This window comes from Stenotrophomonas sp. YJH_SMC_138 (assembly GCF_059369855.1).
The window spans coordinates 13,197-29,317 of sequence record NZ_JCAFTB010000008.1; the positions used below are offsets into that span (position 1 = coordinate 13,197).

General features: G+C 68.1%; 15 protein-coding genes. 4 read left to right on the forward strand and 11 right to left on the reverse strand.

The annotated features are described in order from the left end of the window. Positions 1–251 precede the first annotated feature (251 nt). A complete protein-coding gene (gene glnA / locus AC5P7I_RS16130; RefSeq protein ID WP_014645491.1) occupies positions 252–1,661 on the reverse strand; it encodes a type I glutamate--ammonia ligase in 1,410 nt (469 codons plus the stop codon). Positions 1,662–1,883: 222 nt separating this feature from the next. Here glnA and AC5P7I_RS16135 point away from each other — a divergent pair, with 222 nt between their 5' ends. The 3 genes from AC5P7I_RS16135 (at position 1,884) to AC5P7I_RS16145 (ending at position 4,192) form a co-directional block, all read left to right on the forward strand. Continuing rightward, positions 1,884–2,678, forward strand: coding sequence for an undecaprenyl-diphosphate phosphatase (locus AC5P7I_RS16135; RefSeq protein ID WP_014645490.1), 795 nt, complete (start codon positions 1,884–1,886; stop codon positions 2,676–2,678). A 73-nt stretch (positions 2,679–2,751) separates the two neighbouring features. Next, positions 2,752–3,579 (forward strand): META and DUF4377 domain-containing protein, encoded by an 828-nt coding sequence (locus AC5P7I_RS16140; RefSeq protein ID WP_049420290.1) that lies wholly within the window; start codon positions 2,752–2,754, stop codon positions 3,577–3,579. Positions 3,580–3,658: 79 nt separating this feature from the next. Further along, positions 3,659–4,192, forward strand: coding sequence for an NADPH-dependent FMN reductase (locus tag AC5P7I_RS16145; protein WP_014645488.1), 534 nt, complete (start codon positions 3,659–3,661; stop codon positions 4,190–4,192). 101 nt (positions 4,193–4,293) lie between these two features. Here the strand turns inward: AC5P7I_RS16145 and AC5P7I_RS16150 are convergent, their stop codons facing one another. The 9 genes from AC5P7I_RS16150 to AC5P7I_RS16190 form a co-directional block, all read right to left on the reverse strand. Then, positions 4,294–4,905, reverse strand: a complete 612-nt coding sequence (locus AC5P7I_RS16150; RefSeq protein ID WP_032961630.1) for a YbhB/YbcL family Raf kinase inhibitor-like protein — start codon at positions 4,903–4,905, stop codon at positions 4,294–4,296. 10 nt (positions 4,906–4,915) lie between these two features. Continuing rightward, positions 4,916–6,985: a tetratricopeptide repeat protein gene (locus AC5P7I_RS16155; protein WP_032961627.1), complete on the reverse strand. Its 2,070-nt coding sequence runs from the start codon at positions 6,983–6,985 to the stop codon at positions 4,916–4,918. 56 nt (positions 6,986–7,041) lie between these two features. Then, entirely contained in the window at positions 7,042–8,031 is a 990-nt protein-coding gene (locus tag AC5P7I_RS16160; RefSeq protein ID WP_046427777.1) for a YheT family hydrolase, read from the reverse strand. 52 nt (positions 8,032–8,083) lie between these two features. Next, on the reverse strand, positions 8,084–8,875 hold the full coding sequence (locus AC5P7I_RS16165; protein ID WP_032961622.1) for a lysophospholipid acyltransferase family protein: 792 nt from the start codon (positions 8,873–8,875) through the stop codon (positions 8,084–8,086). Between the two features lie 118 nt (positions 8,876–8,993). Then, on the reverse strand, positions 8,994–9,428 hold the full coding sequence (locus AC5P7I_RS16170) for a hotdog fold thioesterase (protein ID WP_014035502.1): 435 nt from the start codon (positions 9,426–9,428) through the stop codon (positions 8,994–8,996). Positions 9,429–9,438: 10 nt separating this feature from the next. Next, complete coding sequence (locus tag AC5P7I_RS16175; protein WP_262087911.1) at positions 9,439–11,496, reverse strand: phospholipase D family protein; 2,058 nt, start codon at positions 11,494–11,496, stop codon at positions 9,439–9,441. Then, complete coding sequence (locus AC5P7I_RS16180) at positions 11,493–12,110, reverse strand: YceI family protein (protein WP_014645483.1); 618 nt, start codon at positions 12,108–12,110, stop codon at positions 11,493–11,495. The genes AC5P7I_RS16175 and AC5P7I_RS16180 overlap by 4 nt, the downstream gene beginning before the upstream one ends. 4 nt (positions 12,111–12,114) lie before the next feature. Next, positions 12,115–12,591 (reverse strand): SixA phosphatase family protein, encoded by a 477-nt coding sequence (locus AC5P7I_RS16185; RefSeq protein ID WP_014035499.1) that lies wholly within the window; start codon positions 12,589–12,591, stop codon positions 12,115–12,117. Between the two features lie 49 nt (positions 12,592–12,640). Then, a complete protein-coding gene (locus AC5P7I_RS16190) occupies positions 12,641–13,270 on the reverse strand; it encodes a nucleotide-binding protein (protein ID WP_005420986.1) in 630 nt (209 codons plus the stop codon). Between the two features lie 123 nt (positions 13,271–13,393). Here AC5P7I_RS16190 and AC5P7I_RS16195 point away from each other — a divergent pair, with 123 nt between their 5' ends. Further along, positions 13,394–14,878: an AAA family ATPase gene (locus AC5P7I_RS16195; protein ID WP_014645482.1), complete on the forward strand. Its 1,485-nt coding sequence runs from the start codon at positions 13,394–13,396 to the stop codon at positions 14,876–14,878. A 472-nt stretch (positions 14,879–15,350) separates the two neighbouring features. Here AC5P7I_RS16195 and AC5P7I_RS16200 read toward each other — a convergent pair whose 3' ends face one another. After that, positions 15,351–15,986 (reverse strand): tetratricopeptide repeat protein, encoded by a 636-nt coding sequence (locus AC5P7I_RS16200; protein ID WP_262087910.1) that lies wholly within the window; start codon positions 15,984–15,986, stop codon positions 15,351–15,353. Positions 15,987–16,121 lie beyond the last annotated feature (135 nt).

Here is a 16,121-nt window from a genome sequence, read left to right on the forward strand (position 1 = left end):
GGATGATGACCGTGGCTGTTGCACCGGACACGTACAGGGCCGGGACGGCCGTGCCTCTCTCCTTGCACGACCGACGCGGGAGGGAGGGCGGCCCTGGTCGCGTATCCGGTCTCTCTCTTGCCCCTGGATAGGGATCAGCGCCCATTCGTAAACGAATGGGATCCGACCCCGATCTGACCGCGGCTCCCCAGCCGCGAAAACGGAAGCGATGGCGGCGGGTGGGAGGGGGAACCCACCGCCATCGCCTCCGGTCAGCTGGCGTAGTACAGCTGGTATTCCAGCGGGTGGGTGGCCGCGCGGAACTTGGTCACTTCCTGCATCTTCAGCGCGATGTAGCCGTCGATGAAGTCATCGCTCATCACGCCGCCGGCCTTCAGGAACTCGCGGTCCTTGTCCAGCGCTTCCAGCGCCTGGTCCAGCGAGGAGCAGACCTGCGGGATCAGCTTCTCTTCCTCCGGCGGCAGGTCGTACAGGTCCTTGTCGCTCGGTGCACCCGGGTCGATCTGGTTCTTGATGCCGTCCAGGCCGGCCATCATCAGTGCGGTGAAGGTCAGGTAGCCGGACTGGATCGGGTCCGGGAAGCGCATTTCGATGCGGCGCGCCTTCGGGTTGGACACCCACGGAATGCGGCACGAGGCCGAACGGTTGCGGGCCGAGTAGGCCAGCATCACCGGCGCCTCGAAGCCCGGCACCAGGCGCTTGTAGCTGTTGGTGCCCGAGTTGGCGAAGGCATTGATGGCCTTGGCGTGCTTGAAGATGCCGCCGATGTACCACAGCGCCAGCTGGCTCAGGCCACCGTAGCCGTCACCGGAGAACAGGTTGGTGCCGCCCTTGGACAGCGACTGATGCACGTGCATGCCGCTGCCGTTGTCGCCCACGATCGGCTTGGGCATGAAGGTGACGGTCTTGCCGTTGCGGTGCGCGACGTTCTTGATCACGTACTTCATGCGCAGCAGTTCATCGGCCTTCTGCACCAGGGTGCTGAACTTGGTGCCGATCTCGCACTGGCCGGCGGTGGCCACTTCGTGGTGCTGCACTTCCACTTCGATGCCGACCTGTTCCAGGGTCTTGCACATCTCGGCGCGCAGGTCGTGCAGGGTGTCGGTCGGCGGCACGGGGAAGTAGCCGCCCTTCACGCCCGGACGGTAGCCGCTGTTGGCGCCGTCGTACTTGGCGCCGCTGTTCCAGGCGGCTTCTTCGGAATCGACCTTGAAGAAGGTGTTGCCCATTTCATTGGCGAAACGGACCGAGTCGAAGATGAAGAACTCCGGCTCCGGGCCGAAGAACGCGGTTTCGGCGATGCCGGAGGACTTCAGGTAGGCCTCGGCGCGCTTGGCGATGCCGCGCGGGCAGCGGCCGTACGGCTGCATGGTGGCCGGATCGAGGATGTCGCAGCTGATCACGATGGTCGGATCTGCGTAGAACGGGTCGACGTAGGCGCTGGTGGTGTCGGGCAGCAGGACCATGTCCGATTCGTTGATGCCCTTCCAGCCGGCGATCGAGCTGCCGTCGAACATCTTGCCTTCTTCGAACAGCGACGGTTCGACAATGCTGACCGGGAAGGTGACGTGCTGCTCGACGCCACGCATATCCACGAAACGCAGATCGACGAACTCGATCTGGTTGTCCTTGATCAGCTTCTCAACGTTTTCCACGGACATCGGTACGACCTCGGATGGGGATGAATGCCTGCTGAGGTAGAGCAACGACCGTGCCAACTTTTCGCTGGCCGCAAGTCATTGATTTCAAAAAGGGCGCTCCGTGGCGGTGCAGAACGGTGCGCACCAAACGGGTGCACCCACCACCAGACGCACCCGTTTGGTGCGGCAGGGATCGTCTATCCTCTCGACCTTCTTCCTTCCGCCGCGCGTCACGCACCGTCCATGTCCGACCTGCTCTCCGCCCTGCTGCTGGGCATCCTCGAAGGCTTGACCGAATTCCTGCCGATCTCCAGCACCGGCCACCTGCTCATCGCCCAGCACTGGCTGGGTGCCCGCTCGGACTTCTTCAACATCGTCATCCAGGCCGGCGCGATCGTGGCCGTGGTGCTGGTGTTCCGCCAGCGCCTGCTGCAGCTGGCCACCGGCTTCAACCAGCGCGAGAACCGTGAGTACGTGTTCAAGCTGGGCGCCGCCTTCCTGGTCACCGCCGTGGTCGGCCTGGTGGTGCGCAAGGCCGGCTGGTCGCTGCCGGAGACGGTCAGCCCGGTGGCCTGGGCATTGATCATCGGTGGTGTCTGGATGCTGCTGGTGGAGGCCTACACCGCGCGCCTGCCCGACCGCGACCAGGTGACCTGGACGGTGGCGATCGGCGTGGGCCTGGCACAGGTAGTGGCCGGCGTGTTCCCCGGCACCTCGCGCTCGGCCTCGGCGATCTTCCTGGCCATGCTGCTGGGCCTGAGCCGCCGCGCCGCCGCCGCCGAGTTCGTGTTCCTGGTCGGCATTCCCACCATGTTCGCCGCCAGCGCCTACACCTTCCTGGAAATGGCCAAGGCCGGGCAGCTGGGCAGTGAGGACTGGGCCGACGTGGGCGTGGCCTTCCTTGCCGCGGCCATCACCGGCTTCGTCGTAGTGAAGTGGCTGATGGGCTACATCAAGTCGCACAGGTTCACCGCCTTCGCGATCTACCGCATCGCACTGGGCGCGGCGCTGCTGCTGTGGTTGCCCTCCGGCAGCTGAACAGCGCCGGGGTACGGTAACCCCGTTGCCGGCCCCACCCCGTTTCCCCCACGGTTCCCCAAGGAGAATCACCATGAACCGCAAGCTCACCCTGCTCCTCCCGCTGGCCCTGATGGCCGCCTGCAGCCAGACCCCGGCCCCGGCCGGCACCGGCGGCGACGACGTGGCCCCGGCCGCGGCCAAGGCAGCAGACCAGCAGACGCTGGCGCACCTGGATGCGCAGCGCCTGCAGAGCCAGCACTGGCTGCTGCAGCAGGCCACCGGCGCCGACGGCAAGCGCATCGACGCGCTGTTCGCCCGCGAAGACAAGCCGGTCACCCTGGACTTCGCAGATGGCCGACTGTCGGTCAGCAACACCTGCAACCGCATGGGCGGCGGCTACACCCTGGCCGACGGCAAGCTGACGGTCAGCGCGATGGCCTCGACCATGATGGCCTGCACCGACAAGGCGCTGATGGCGCTGGACGAAGCCGTGTCGAGCCGCCTGCAGGGCGAGCTGAAGGCCGAGCAGGATGCCGATGGCAAGCTGACGCTGACCAACGCCAAGGGCGACGTGCTGGTGTTCAACCCGGAGCCGACCGCTGAAACCCGCTACGGCGGCGCCGGCGAAACCGTGTTCCTGGAAGTGGCCGCCAAGACGCAGAAGTGCTCGCACCCGCTGATCCCGGACTACCAGTGCCTGCAGGTGCGCGAAGTGAAGTTCGACGACAAGGGCCTGAAGCAGGGTGAGCCGGGCAAGTTCGAGAACTTCTACGGCACCATCGAGGGCTACACCCACGAAGACGGCGTGCGCAACGTGGTGCGCGTGAAGCGCTACGAAGTGAAGAACCCGCCGGCCGATGCGCCGTCGCAGGCGTACGTGCTGGACATGGTGGTCGAGTCGGCCATCGAGAAGAAGTAAATAAACAGAAGGGCGGCCACGAGGTCGCCCTTCTACGTTCTGTAGCGTCGACGCAGCCCCACGTGCCAGCCTTGCCACGATGAAGATTCTCGCCATATCCGGCAGCGCGCGCCGGCAGTCGACCAACACCGCTCTGCTGGTGGCCCTGAAAGCCATCGCGCCGCCCGGCATGGAGATCGAGGTCTACGCCGGGGTCGGCGAACTTCCGGTGTTCTCCCCCGATCTGGAAGGCACCGATGAACCCTGCAGCGTGACGCGCTTCAAGGCGGCCATCGCCCGCAGCGACGGTGTGCTGGTGTGCAGCCCTGAATACGTGCGTGGCATTCCCGGCGGATTGAAGAATGCGATCGACTGGCTCGTATCCGGCGACCAGATCGTCGGTCGGCCCATTGCGTTAGTGCATGCGTCCCATCGTGGCGAGGACATGCTGCAGGCACTTCGCGCGGTGCTGTCCACGGTCAGTGCCGCGTTCAGTACAACGCTGTTCCTGCGTGTACCGGTGCTGGGCCTGGAACCGGAGGAGATCTTCGAGGTGCTTCAGTCGGAAGTGCATCGCGCCGAAGCGGATGCGTTCCTGGCAGGGTTTGCTGTTTACTGCAGGTCCATTGCGTAGCAGAAGCAGCCGAGCATGGGCTCGGCTCTACAAGGCAAAGTCGAGCATGGCTCGACTCTGCAGAAAGCAAAGCCGGGCATGCCCCGGCCCTACAAGGGCTCTCAGCCCAGCGCCGGGTTCAACGTGTAGGTGCCGTGCAGTGCCGCTTCGGCGAGCACGTGGCCGTGCATGGCGCGGTAGGCGTCGGCGGCGGTGAAGCGTGCCGGCAGCTGCAGCGATGCCACGTCCAGCGCGAACACGCGGAAGAAGTAGTGGTGCAGGCGTTCGTCGTTGAACGGCGGGTACGGGCCGTCATAGCCCAGGTAGTCACCGGCCATGTCCGGATTGCCTGCGAACCAGCCGGTGAAGTCGTTCAGGCCCTGGCGGCTGCCGGCCGGGCCGGCCGGTTTGGACTTGCCCTTCACCACGAAGCCGTCGCTGCAGCTGCCTGCGGCGATCTCGCGCACCGAGGCCGGAATGTCGGCCATTACCCAATGCACGAAATCACAGCGCGGCTGGTCGCGCGGCACGCTCATGTCGGTGCGGCCGACCGTCTCCGGCACGGTCGGCACGTCCGGATCGACACACACCAGCAGGAACGAACGGGTGCCCTCCGGCACATCGCTCCAGGCCAGGTGCGGATTGCGGTCCGGTGCGAAGCCCGCGGCATCGCCGGCGGCGAATTCGCGGTCGATCGGTGCACCGTTGGTCAGGCTGTGGCTGCTCAGTTGCATCGGCGTGTCCTCACTCTTCCGGATAACCCAGGCGCACCGCGATCGGGGTGAGCTTGGCGAAGGCGGCGCTCATCACGTCGCGGTAGTTGCGCCAGTGGCCCGGCGGGAAGCGCGGCGCACCCAGTTGCGCGGCTGGCGGCATCGGCCGCTCGAACAGGCGGCCCAGCAGTTCGGCCATCGCCTGCGGATCGTTGCCGATCTGGTCGATGCGCAGCAGCACCTGCGGGTACAGATCGTCCTCGTGCAGGGCGGCGACCTGGGCCAGCGCGCGCGCCAGCCATTCGCTGGCTTCGGCCAGCGAGGTCATTGCCAGCGGTGCGGCGGCACCGTAGGCCACCCAGTCCAGCAGCATGTCGCGCGGATCGCGCAGCACCACCAGCAGGCGGCCCTGCGGCAGCTGCGGGCGCAGCGCCCACAGCAGCGCGTTGTCCCACCACAGCAGCCAGTCGATGATCGCGTCGTCCTGCACGCCGCGCGACGGCAGCTGTTCGCGCCAGCGCTGCACCAGCCGCTCCGGGGTCAGCACGCCCGAGGCAAGGTCCTGCAGCGTGTGGTAGTTCTGGAACGCGTCGTCGGGTGCGTTGGAGGTATAGCGGTCGCTGCGCAGCACCGGGCTGGCGGCGGCCAGGCCGGTCGCCACGCGCTCCACGCCCGAACCCGGCGCGCCCCACAGGAAGATCGGCGCGGAAGTGGCATCACCGTCGATCTCGCCCTTGTCCGGCCAGCTCGGCGGCGCCTTGGCCTGCGGCGGCAGCGGCAGGCGCTGCGGTGCCTGGTCGGCCTGCAGTGCCAGCCAGGTCTGCAGCGCGTCTTCGTGCTGCCCGGCGCGATCCTGGATCTCACCCAGCCAGGTGCGCAGGTCGGCGCGGTGGCCTTCCGGTGCCATGTCGATCAGCGCCTGCACGCGGGCGACCGCGGCGGCCGGATCGCGCTGCAGCAGGCCTTCGACCAGGCGGGTTTCGCCGCTGACGCGGCCCGGTTCGAGGTTGACGATGCGCTCGGCGATCGCTTCGGCCTGGGCGTGTTCGCCCACCATGTCGTGCAGGCGCAGGCGCGCTTCCAGCGCCGGCAGGTGGCCCGGCATCGCGTCCATCCAGCGCTCGACCGTGGCGGCGGCGGTGGCACTGCCGACCTCTTCCACCGCCAGGCGTGCCAGCCACAGGTCGTGCAGCTGCGGGTGCTGCTCCAGGGCGGCATCCAGGCGTGCGCGGGCCTCGTCTTCGCGGCCCAGGCGCTGCCAGGACATCAGCAGCAACTGCAGTACGTCGCGGTCGTCAGGCAGCGATTCCAGCAACGGCAGCAGGTGCTCCAGCGCCTGCAGCGGCTGGCCGCTGCGCAGTGCCAGTTCGCCGGCCAGGCGGCGCATCGATGGCGTATCCAGGCCCTGCTGCTGCAGCGCGATCTGCATCGCTTCGGCGGCAGCGTCCAGGTTGCCCTGGCGCATGGCCAGCTGCACCACCAGGCCATGCAGCGAGGCGATGGTCGGGTTCAGTTCCAGCACGCGGCGGAACGCCTGCTCGGCGAAGGCCAGCATGTTCTTGCCCAGGTAGGCGAAGCCCAGTGCGTAGAGCACGCGAATGTCGTTGGGCTGGGCCTGGTTGGCGGCCGACAGCAGCGTCAGCGCGCGATCGGCATCATCGCGGCGCAGCGCGATCATGCCGTCGATGGTCAGCAGTTCCGGGTGGTCCGGTTCGACACGCGAGGCCAGGGTGGACAGGCGCTGCGCTTCATCGAAATCGTTGCGGCCGATCGCCAGGTGGGCCTGCATCAGGTAGGCAGCGAAAGCGTTCGGGTCCAGCCCGGTGGTGCGCGTCAGTGCTTCGCCAGCGCCGTCGAACTGGCGCAGGGCCAGCAGCAGGCCGGCGTGCTGCAGGTGCAGCTGGGCATTGTCCGGGGCCAGCTGCAGCGCCTGCTGCAGGGCCTCCATCGCGTCCTCGGCCTTGCCCTGCTGCTGCAGCGCAAGCGCCAGCCAGCGGTGGGCCTCGGCCTGGCCGGGTTCATCACGGGTCCACGCCTGGGCCAGCTGCACGGCCTGGTCGGCCTCGTTCTGGCGCAACGCTTGGATGATCTGGTCTTGCATGGCGGTCCGGTTCAAGGGCAAACCCGCATTGTAGCGGCCTGCGCGCCCGTGCCGGTTCAGCCTTGCAGCACGCGCTGCAGGCGCTGCGCCACCCAGCGCTCGGAGAAGCCGTCACCGCGCCAGTTTTCCAGGAAGCCACAGTGGCCGCCCCAGCAGGCGGTTTCCAGGTGCGCGTTGCGCGGCAGCTGCCAGTCGCTGAAGGTCGCGTACGGGATCACCGGGTCGTCCTGTGCCATCAGGATGTCGGCCGGCACCTGCAGCGAGGACAGGCGATCGCCGGCAATCGAGTAGCCGTCGAAATAGGCCTGCAACGAGCCGAAACTGGTGTGGCGCTCGACCAGCCAGGCGGTCAACGCGCGGATGTCCAGCTTCAGCACGCGGTCGTCGCAGTCGCTCAGTTCGGGGAACAGGTCGCGCTTGCGCCGCAACGAACCGGCCCACTTGCGCCGGAAGTACCAGTCGTACATTGCCGGGCCGTTCTCGATGCTCTCCATGGTCAGCGCCGGGTCCAGCACCGGGCATACCGAGGCGACGCGCAGCAGCGGCACGCCGGCCGCCGGCGCACGCAGGGCCAGGCGCAGCACGAAGTTGCCGCCCAGCGAGTAGCCGGCGGCCACCAGCGGCAGCTGCGGCCAGCGCTGGGCGATATCGCCTGCGGCATGCACCACTTCGTCGATCAGGTTGGAGTGGAAGATGCCGGGGTTGAGGTGATGGGTATTGCCGTGGTCGCGGAAATTCAGCCGCACCACGTCGAAGCCCTGTTCGAGCATGCGCGCGGCCGCCATGCGCATGTAGCTGGATTCGGCACTGCCTTCCCAGCCATGCAGCAGCAGGGCCATGCCCTTGGGTTCGCGGCCTTCGACATGGCTGTGCCAGCCCTGCAGGCGCACGCCGTCGCCGCCGTCGAGGATCAGTTCCTCGCTGATCGCGCCGGTCGCGGCCAGCAGCAGCAGGCCGCGCTGCAGGCGCATGCGGCTGGAGCTGAGCATCGACTGCAGGTGCGGATTGCGCAGCCAGCGCGGTGGCTGGTAGTCAGCCGCGTGCAGCGTCGGCGTGCCGGCGTCCAGGACGGGTGGCGGGATCAGGGCCACCGCACCCTCACTGCGTGCTCATGGCCGCCACGATGCGCGCGCGCGACGTCTCCGCGATGCGCCGACGGCCTTCCAGGTCCTGCGCACCGATCGGTGCCAGGAAATGCACTTCCGCACGCCGCGCCGGCTCACCGAGCAGGCGCAGGAAATTGGCGAAGAAACTCTCGCCGGGGCCGAACGCGACAATGGTCTGCGCGTCGCCCTTGAGCCCATACACCAGAGCCACCGGCTGCACCGGCACGCCGGTCTCAACCGCCGCCTGGAAGATGCGGGCATGGAACGGGCCCACTTCGTGGCCACCGCGGGTACGCCCTTCGGGGAACACGCCCACTGCCTTGCCTTCGCGCAGGCGATCAGCCATCACCTGCATCACGCCACCGAGCGATTCGGTGTTGCCGCGCTGGTGGAAGATGGTCTGCCCGCGCGCGGCCAGCCACCCGACCAGTGGCCAGCTGGCGATCTCGCGCTTGGCGACGAAGCCCATCATGCGCTGGCTGTGCAGGATGCAGATGTCGACCCAGCTGACGTGGTTGGCGACGAACAGCACGGCGCCGGGCAGCGGCCTGCCGATCTGCACCAGGCGGAAGCCGAAGATCCACATCAGCCCCCCCTGCCACCAGTTGACCACTTTGGCCCCCAGGGTCGCCTCGCCCACGCGCAGTTCGCCCCACGGCCGAAGCATGCCGATCAGGATGAGCGGCAGGAACACGATGATGTGGACCAACAGCAGCGGTACGCGGTACAGGTAACGGCACACACGCGCCACGCCGCCGCGGGGGGCCGGAGTGGGGGAAGTCATCCGCGCACGATACCGGAGGGCCGTCATCGCTGCCAGCCGATTTAGGCCATAACACCCATCGACCGGGGCAATCGGCAGGGAACGCTGGGTTCCGCTGCCGTCACCGCCCGTCCGGGGCTCAGCCGTGGCCGGCCGCCACCACCGCCAGGGTCAGCCGCGAGATGCACACCAGCCGGCCCTGCTCGTCCTCGATGCGGATCTCCCACAGCTGGGTGCTGCGGCCCACGTGCAGCGCGCGGGCGGTGCCGGTGACCGTGCCCGAACGCACCGCACGCACGTGGTTGGCGTTGATTTCCAGCCCCACGCAGATCTGCTTGGCCGTATCCACACACAGGTTGCCGGCGCTGCTGCCCAGGGTCTCGGCCAGCACCACCGACGCGCCGCCATGCAGGATGCCGTAGGGCTGGCGGGTGCGCTCGTCCACCGGCATGGTGGCCTGCAGCCAGTCGTCACCGGCCGCGCTGAAGACGATGCCCAGCGACGCGATCGCGGTGTTGCGGCTGAGCGTATTGAGCTGCTCGAGGGAAACGGCTTCGCGGAACACCTGGGTCATGCGGGCACCTTCAGAGGATGGGAACGAGGCCGGCGCCGAATGCGGTCAGCATGCGTACCAGCAGCCACTTCGGGCCGACATTGACCTCGGGGAAATCACCCACGGCGACATAGCAGCGGTGGAAGCCCGGGTCCTGCCGGGGCAACGGCTGCGGGCAGTCCGGGCCGGGCTTGAACTCGTAGTCGGTGGCATAGCGCCACGGCCAGAAGTCGAGGATCGGCAGTGCTTCGGAGGCCTTGCCGACGCTGTAGTTGAGCCCGGACAGCACCGGCGGCTTGGCCCGCGGCGCCACCGTCCACGAGTTCTGCGGGTGGGTGTCGCGCAGGATGCTCTCGGCCAGCTGCTCGGCGAAGGCCGGGTCATCGATGATCACCGCGCCTTCGGTGTTGTAGTTCTCGCTGCGCGGGTCGAAGTTGTGGGTGCCGACCACGCCGATGCGGCGATCGACCACCAGCGACTTGGCATGCAGGCCCATGCGCGCGCCCTTGCGGGTGACCGGCAACGGCTTGTTGACCGCCTTGCTGCCCAGGAACGAGGGCCGGGTCTCGGTGCGCAGCAGGCGGGTCTCGACCTCGCTGCCGGCCGCACGGCGGCGCTCGCGCGCGTTCTGGTAGGCACTGCCGGTGCGCGGATGGTTCACCGGCCCCTGCTTGCCGGTGGGTGCCGGATGCTCATCGCGATCGCGACGGTCGCCGGCATTGCTGCCGGCAGCACTGCCGCCGATCAGCGGGTTGCGCCCGCCGTCGTCGTCGCCTTCCGGCGCGGCGATCGGGTCGGGCAGCAGGTTGCGGTAATCGACCGGTGCATCCAGCGGGAACGGCTTGTATTCGAAGATGTTGAAGCCCAGTTCGCGCATGTTGCGCCGCTTGTACTTGTACGACAGCGCATAGACGATCGGGTTGTCGGTCGCCGCCAGGCTGTTGCTGGACACCACCACGCGCGGCGGCTGCGGTCGCTTGCGCAGCTCGCGGAACAGCTTCTGCGCCGGTTTGGACAGCACCAGGTACGGCGTCTGCAGGATCACTTCCTTCTGCGCGCCGGCGATCAGCGCATCCAGCTGCGGCTCGGTCACGTGCTGTCCGGCCAGTGGCGCATCGGCCTTCTCGCGCCGGTGCTTGCGCGGCAGGTCGGCGACATAGCTCACCGAGGCCACCGGCAACGCGGTATCGACGAAGGAACGGCTGACGAAGTCCATGTCATTGGCTTCGGCACTGACCCGCTCCACCCGCTCGGGGCGGCGGAAGCTGGCCGGCGGCAGGGTCGGCACGCCCTCGCGCAGCAGGGTGCGGCCGACATCGTTCAGGCGCTCGGCCGGCACGCTGCGCCTGGCGCGCCAGAAGGCATCGAAGTTGGCCGCCATCGCCCGCGCCTCCGGGCCGGCGATCAGCACGTCGCGGTCGCGGAAGTTGTACTCGCGGTCCCAGTCGTAATAGTCGTCCTGGTAGTTGCGGCCGCCGACCACGCCGATCGCATCGTCGATCACCAGCAGCTTGTTGTGCATGCGCTGGTTGAAGCGGCGGAAGCAGCACAGCACGCTGCCGGCATAGTCGAAGTAGTTCAGCCGGGCCTTGCCGAAGGTCGGGTTGTAGACCCGCAGCTGGAAGTTCTGGTGCGCGCCGGACAGGGCGCCGAGGATCTGCAGGTCGGAGATCGCCGAGAGCTGGTCGATCAGCACCCGCACCTTCACCCCGCGCCGCGACGCGGCCAGCAGCTCGTCGATGACCAGCCGGGCACTGTCGTCCTTGTCGAAGATGTAGGTCTGCAGGTCGATGCTGCGGGTGGCGCTGCGCAGCAGGTTCAGGCGCGCGACCAGGGCACCCTCGCCCTCGTCGAGCAGGGTGGCGTAGTGGCGTGGCTGTTCCGGGGTGGATTCGGTGAACGCCCGGCCCGCCAGCGCACGCAACGGCGAGTCCTGCGCGCAGCGGTCGGCGCGCTGGCAGTCGACGTCGGTCGAGCGCGCCTGCACGGCAATCGCTTCGGCACGGTCACGCTCGGCATGCGAGAGCGATGCACAACCGCTGCCCAGCAACACGGTTGCCAGCGCCAGGACGCGCAGCAGGAGGTTCACGGTTTCGGCGCCTCGCTCAGGCGCGCACGCAATACGAAGGTCACTCGGTCACTCAAGGCTAGCTGCCAGCTGTCCATTCCGTACCGGCCTCGCTGCACGGTACCGCGGCTGACGACGTCGCAATCATAGCCGGGTCGGGCGCACTCCGCCTTCTCGACCTGCAATGACTCGGGGTGGCTGATGCCGCGCAGGGTCAGCCGGCCGTTGATGGCGCCGCCCTGCTCCACGGTCTCCGGCCAGTAGGGCAGCGAGTCGAACTCGACCACCGGATGGCGCCCGGCATCGAAGAACTCCTCGCCGCGCATCCAGCCGGTATAGCGCGCCTTGCCGGGGATCTCCACCGAGCGGGTGAACATCTTCAGGTGCACCTGGTGACGGCCGTCGGACAGGATCTCGATACGCCCCTCGAAGTGCGGGAACACGCCTTCGATGCGCTGGCCGAATCGGGTGCGCACCTCGAAGCCGATCCGCGAGCGCTGGGTATCCAGGCGCAATACCCGTGGCGCCTCGGCGGACACGGGCGGCAACGGGGTCGGTGGGGGCGCCGCGGCCCAGGCCGGGCCGAGCGCCAGCAACGCGGGCAGCAGGAAGCGGCTGCGCCGCGCCAGGCTCATCGGATCACGGCCACCAGAACGCGTTCAGGCTGGCCACGCCGGGTTCGATCGAGGCCTCGCGCGGGAAGCCAAGCACGGCCACGCCGCCCGGCGGCATGCCGCGATAGTCACTGCTGGTGCCGTCGGTCATCAGGGCCACCAGCTGCTCCAGGCCCGGGTTGTGGCCGACGATCAGCACCCGGTCCAGGTCACGACGCTCGTCCACCAGCGCCGCCAGGGTGCCCGGGGTGGCTTCGTAGATCCGGTCTTCCAGGCGCTTTTCGACATAGCCGATGGCCGTCATCACCGCTTCCAGGGTCTCGCGGGTACGTCGCGACGGCGAGCACAGCACGCAGTCGGGCAGCAGGTTGTTTTCCTTCAACCACTTGCCGGCGGCTTCGGCCTCGGCGAGCCCCACCGGCGACAGCGGCCGGTCGAGGTCGGCCTGGCCGGAAACGGCGGGTTCGGCATGGGCATGGCGCAGCAGGATCAGTTCACGCATCGCGGGTTTCCATGGAGAAGAGGATGCAGCAGGAGAAGTGAGGCAGGCATCAAAGCTTGAGCCAGGACAGCAGCGGCTCCCAGTCGGCCTGGTGTTCGCGCACCTGGGCGGAGCGATAGTCGAACAGGCTGCGGCCCAGGCCGGTCATGACCACGTAGCTCTGGCTGTCACGCAGCTGCGCGACCACCGGGTATGGCCATTCGGCCAGCATCTGCAGCGCCTGCTGCGAAGTCTGGGTCCAGGGTTTGGTGCGGTTGAGGACCAGCCCCACCGGCAGCTTGCGGCTGTGCACGCGCGGGTTCTGGGCCAGGCTGTTGAGGAAGCCGACGATGGCTTCGATATCCAGCGCCGAGGGCAGCACCGGCACCACCACGGCGTCGGCCGCGTCCAGGAAATGGGGGATATCGTCGGCCAGCGCACCGGCCGGTGCATCGATGATGACGGTATCGGTACCGTCAGGCAGCTTCTGCGCCCACTGCTTCTTCCGATACACATCGATGGGGAGCACCGCGCTTTCCAGCCCTGCACGCCGTTGTGCCCAGCGGGTGCTGGAGCCCTGCGGGTCGGCATCGGCGATCACCGTGGCCTTGCCCTGCAATGCCGCGTACGCGGCCAGGTGGGTGGCGACGGTGGTCTTGCCCACCCCGCCCTTGGAACCGGCCACCAGGATCGTCTTCATGCCAGCCTCGCTTCCGGGTACGTGCCCCGAGCGTACACCGGCGGTGGTGACGGGAGGTAGCACCGTGCTGAACCAGTGGCCATCGCCTTTGCTATCGTGGCGCCCCCGAAGGATCGAACCGGCATGAGCGAACTGCAGGACCTGAGCGCACTGATCCGCGCCAATACCCCCCTGATCGTGATCGAGACCCAGGATGAGGCCCGCATCGTCGAGCTGTTCCGGCAGACGCTGATGCACGTGTGGCGGGCCCTGCACCGCTGGTCCATCACCGAGGGCCTGCGTCGCATCGACCTGGACCGCGAGGACCCGCCGGTCGGCCCGCCCGATGCCAGCGCCGCCCTGCAGATGATCCGCCAGGCCGATCAGCGGGGTGTCTACCTGCTGCTCGATTTCCACCCCTACCTGGGGTATGCCAGCCACCAGCGCGCGCTGCGCGACCTGATCCAGCGCCGCCATAGCGAGCCGCATGTGCTGGTGCTGATCGGCGCCAAGGTCGAGCTGCCGGCCGAGCTGGAGGCCCTGGCGGTGCGCTTCAACCCGCGCCTGCCCGATGCCAACGCCCTGCTGAAGATGCTGCGCGAGGAGGCCGACGCCTATGCGCGCGAACACGGCGGCCGCCGTGTCGAGGTCGACAGCGAGGCGGTGAAGAAGATCCTGAAGAACCTGCAGGGCCTGAGCCTGGTCGATGCCCGCCGCATCGCCCGCCAGCTGATCTACGCCGATGGCGCGCTGCGCGACGACGACCTGCCGCAGCTGGCACGGCTGAAGTTCGAGCTGCTCAACCGCAGCGGCCACCTGTTCTTCGAGCATGACAGCGCGCGCTTCGGCGACGTGGCCGGTGCCAACCGGCTCAAGCGCTGGATCAGCCAGCGCCGGGTGGCCTTCATCGCCGGCTCGGCACCGGCCGGCCTGGACCCGCCGCGCGGCATGTTGCTGCTGGGCGTGCAGGGCTGCGGCAAATCGATGCTGGCCAAGGCCACCGCCGCCGGCTTCGGCGTACCGCTGCTGCGCCTGGACGTGGGCGCGCTGTACAACAAGTACCACGGCGAGACCGAGGCCAACCTGCGCCAGGCGCTGGCCTCGGCCGAGCAGCTGGCGCCCTGCGTGTTGTGGATGGACGAGATCGAGAAGGGCCTGGCCAGCGGTGGCGAGGACGGTGGCGTATCGCGCCGCGTGCTCGGCTACCTGCTGACCTGGATGGCCGAACGCAAGGCGCCGGTCTTCATCGTCGCCACCGCCAACCAGGTACACGAGTTGCCGGCCGAACTGCTGCGCAAGGGCCGCTTTGACGAGATCTTCTTCGTCGACCTGCCCACGCCTGAGGTGCGTGTGGAGCTGCTGCGGCTGCACCTGGGGCGACGCCAGCTCAACGGCGACGACTTCGCGCTGCCGGCGCTGGCGGCCGCGGCCAATGGTTTCTCCGGCGCCGAGATCGAGCAGGCGATCGTGGCCGGGCTGTATGCGGCGCACGCCGAAGGCCGGCCGTTGGATACCGAGCTGCTGATGAACGAGATCCGTGCGACGCGGCCGCTGTCGGTGCTGATGGCCGAGCAGGTAGAGGCACTGCGGGCATGGGCGTCGGGGCGGACGGTTTCCGCGGACGATTGAGGGGTTCCGGCGAACGGCGCAGCCCCTCGTGGCTGGTTGCTGAAAGCAACAGCTGCGGTTGGCGATCAGCCACGTGGAAGAAAGAAAAAGAGCAGAAGCAAAAGCAAAAGCGGTTGGCTGGCTGCTCTTGAGGCCCTGGGGTCAGATCCGTTTTCCAGAGGAAAACGGATCTGACCCCAGTTCGATTTCTATCCCTGGCAGATTTCATCCACGCATGGCGTGGACCTACCGTGTCGACCAAGGTCGACACCTACCAACAGCCGCCGGAACCTGTCGAAGGCGGGGCACTGTGGGTTTGCGGGGTGTGAGCCGCATGGATGCGGCGACCAAGCCCCCATGGATGGGTTTACGGCGGCCCCGCAAACCCACAGTGCCCCGCCATCCCGCAGGAAGCCCGCTGTTGCTTCGGCTGCTGCAGTTGCTCCAGCCGTTGCCTCTGCGGGTGCCGGGTGCAACCCGGCCCCCCCCTCCCTCAGGGCCAGGCCGGCGGCGCGGCCGCCCAGGCCTGCTGCACTTCCGCCAGCGAGGCGCGCTCGTCGTCACGCCACAACGGCAACAACTGCGCAAAACGGCTGCTGTCGCTCCATTGCGTCGGCTCGGTACGCACCGCTGCGGCATACCACTGCACCGCCTCCTGCTTCTGCCCGGCCCGCCACAGCGCCAGCGCATAGGTGGGTGGCAGCCAGCCCGGCTTGCTCAGCGAACCACCGGCAGCGGCCTGCCATTGCTCCAGGGCGGCTTCGGGCTGGCCCTGACGCAGCAGGTCCCAGCCGTAATTCCAGCGCACGCTACGGCCCAGGCTGCCCTGCACCGGCGCATCCTTCAGTGCTTCGCGATACAGCTGTTCACCCAGCTCGGTGCGGCCCTGCGCAATGGCCACCGACGCCAGCTGCACGGTGGCCTCCACGGTACGCCGGCCGCGCTCGCGCTGTTTGAGCAGCTGCGCCACCAGCTCATCCCCGTCGGACTGGACCACGATCATGGGCACGGCGGCCGCATCGCTGTCGAAGTAGAACTCCTGTGGTGCCGGCACCGCCGGCGCGGCCCACACGGGGGCCGTTCCCGAGACCAGCAACATGCTGCCCAGGATCTTTCCTGCAACTGACATCCCTTCTCCCCAGGCCGCAACCGCAGCCTCCCTCTCTCTCCCCGATCCTAACCCCAGCATGGCCGCCGGCGCGAGTGCCGGGCCGGTCGGGCCTCGCTGCTACAATTCGCGCCTTTCCCGCCGCGTGCCTGCACG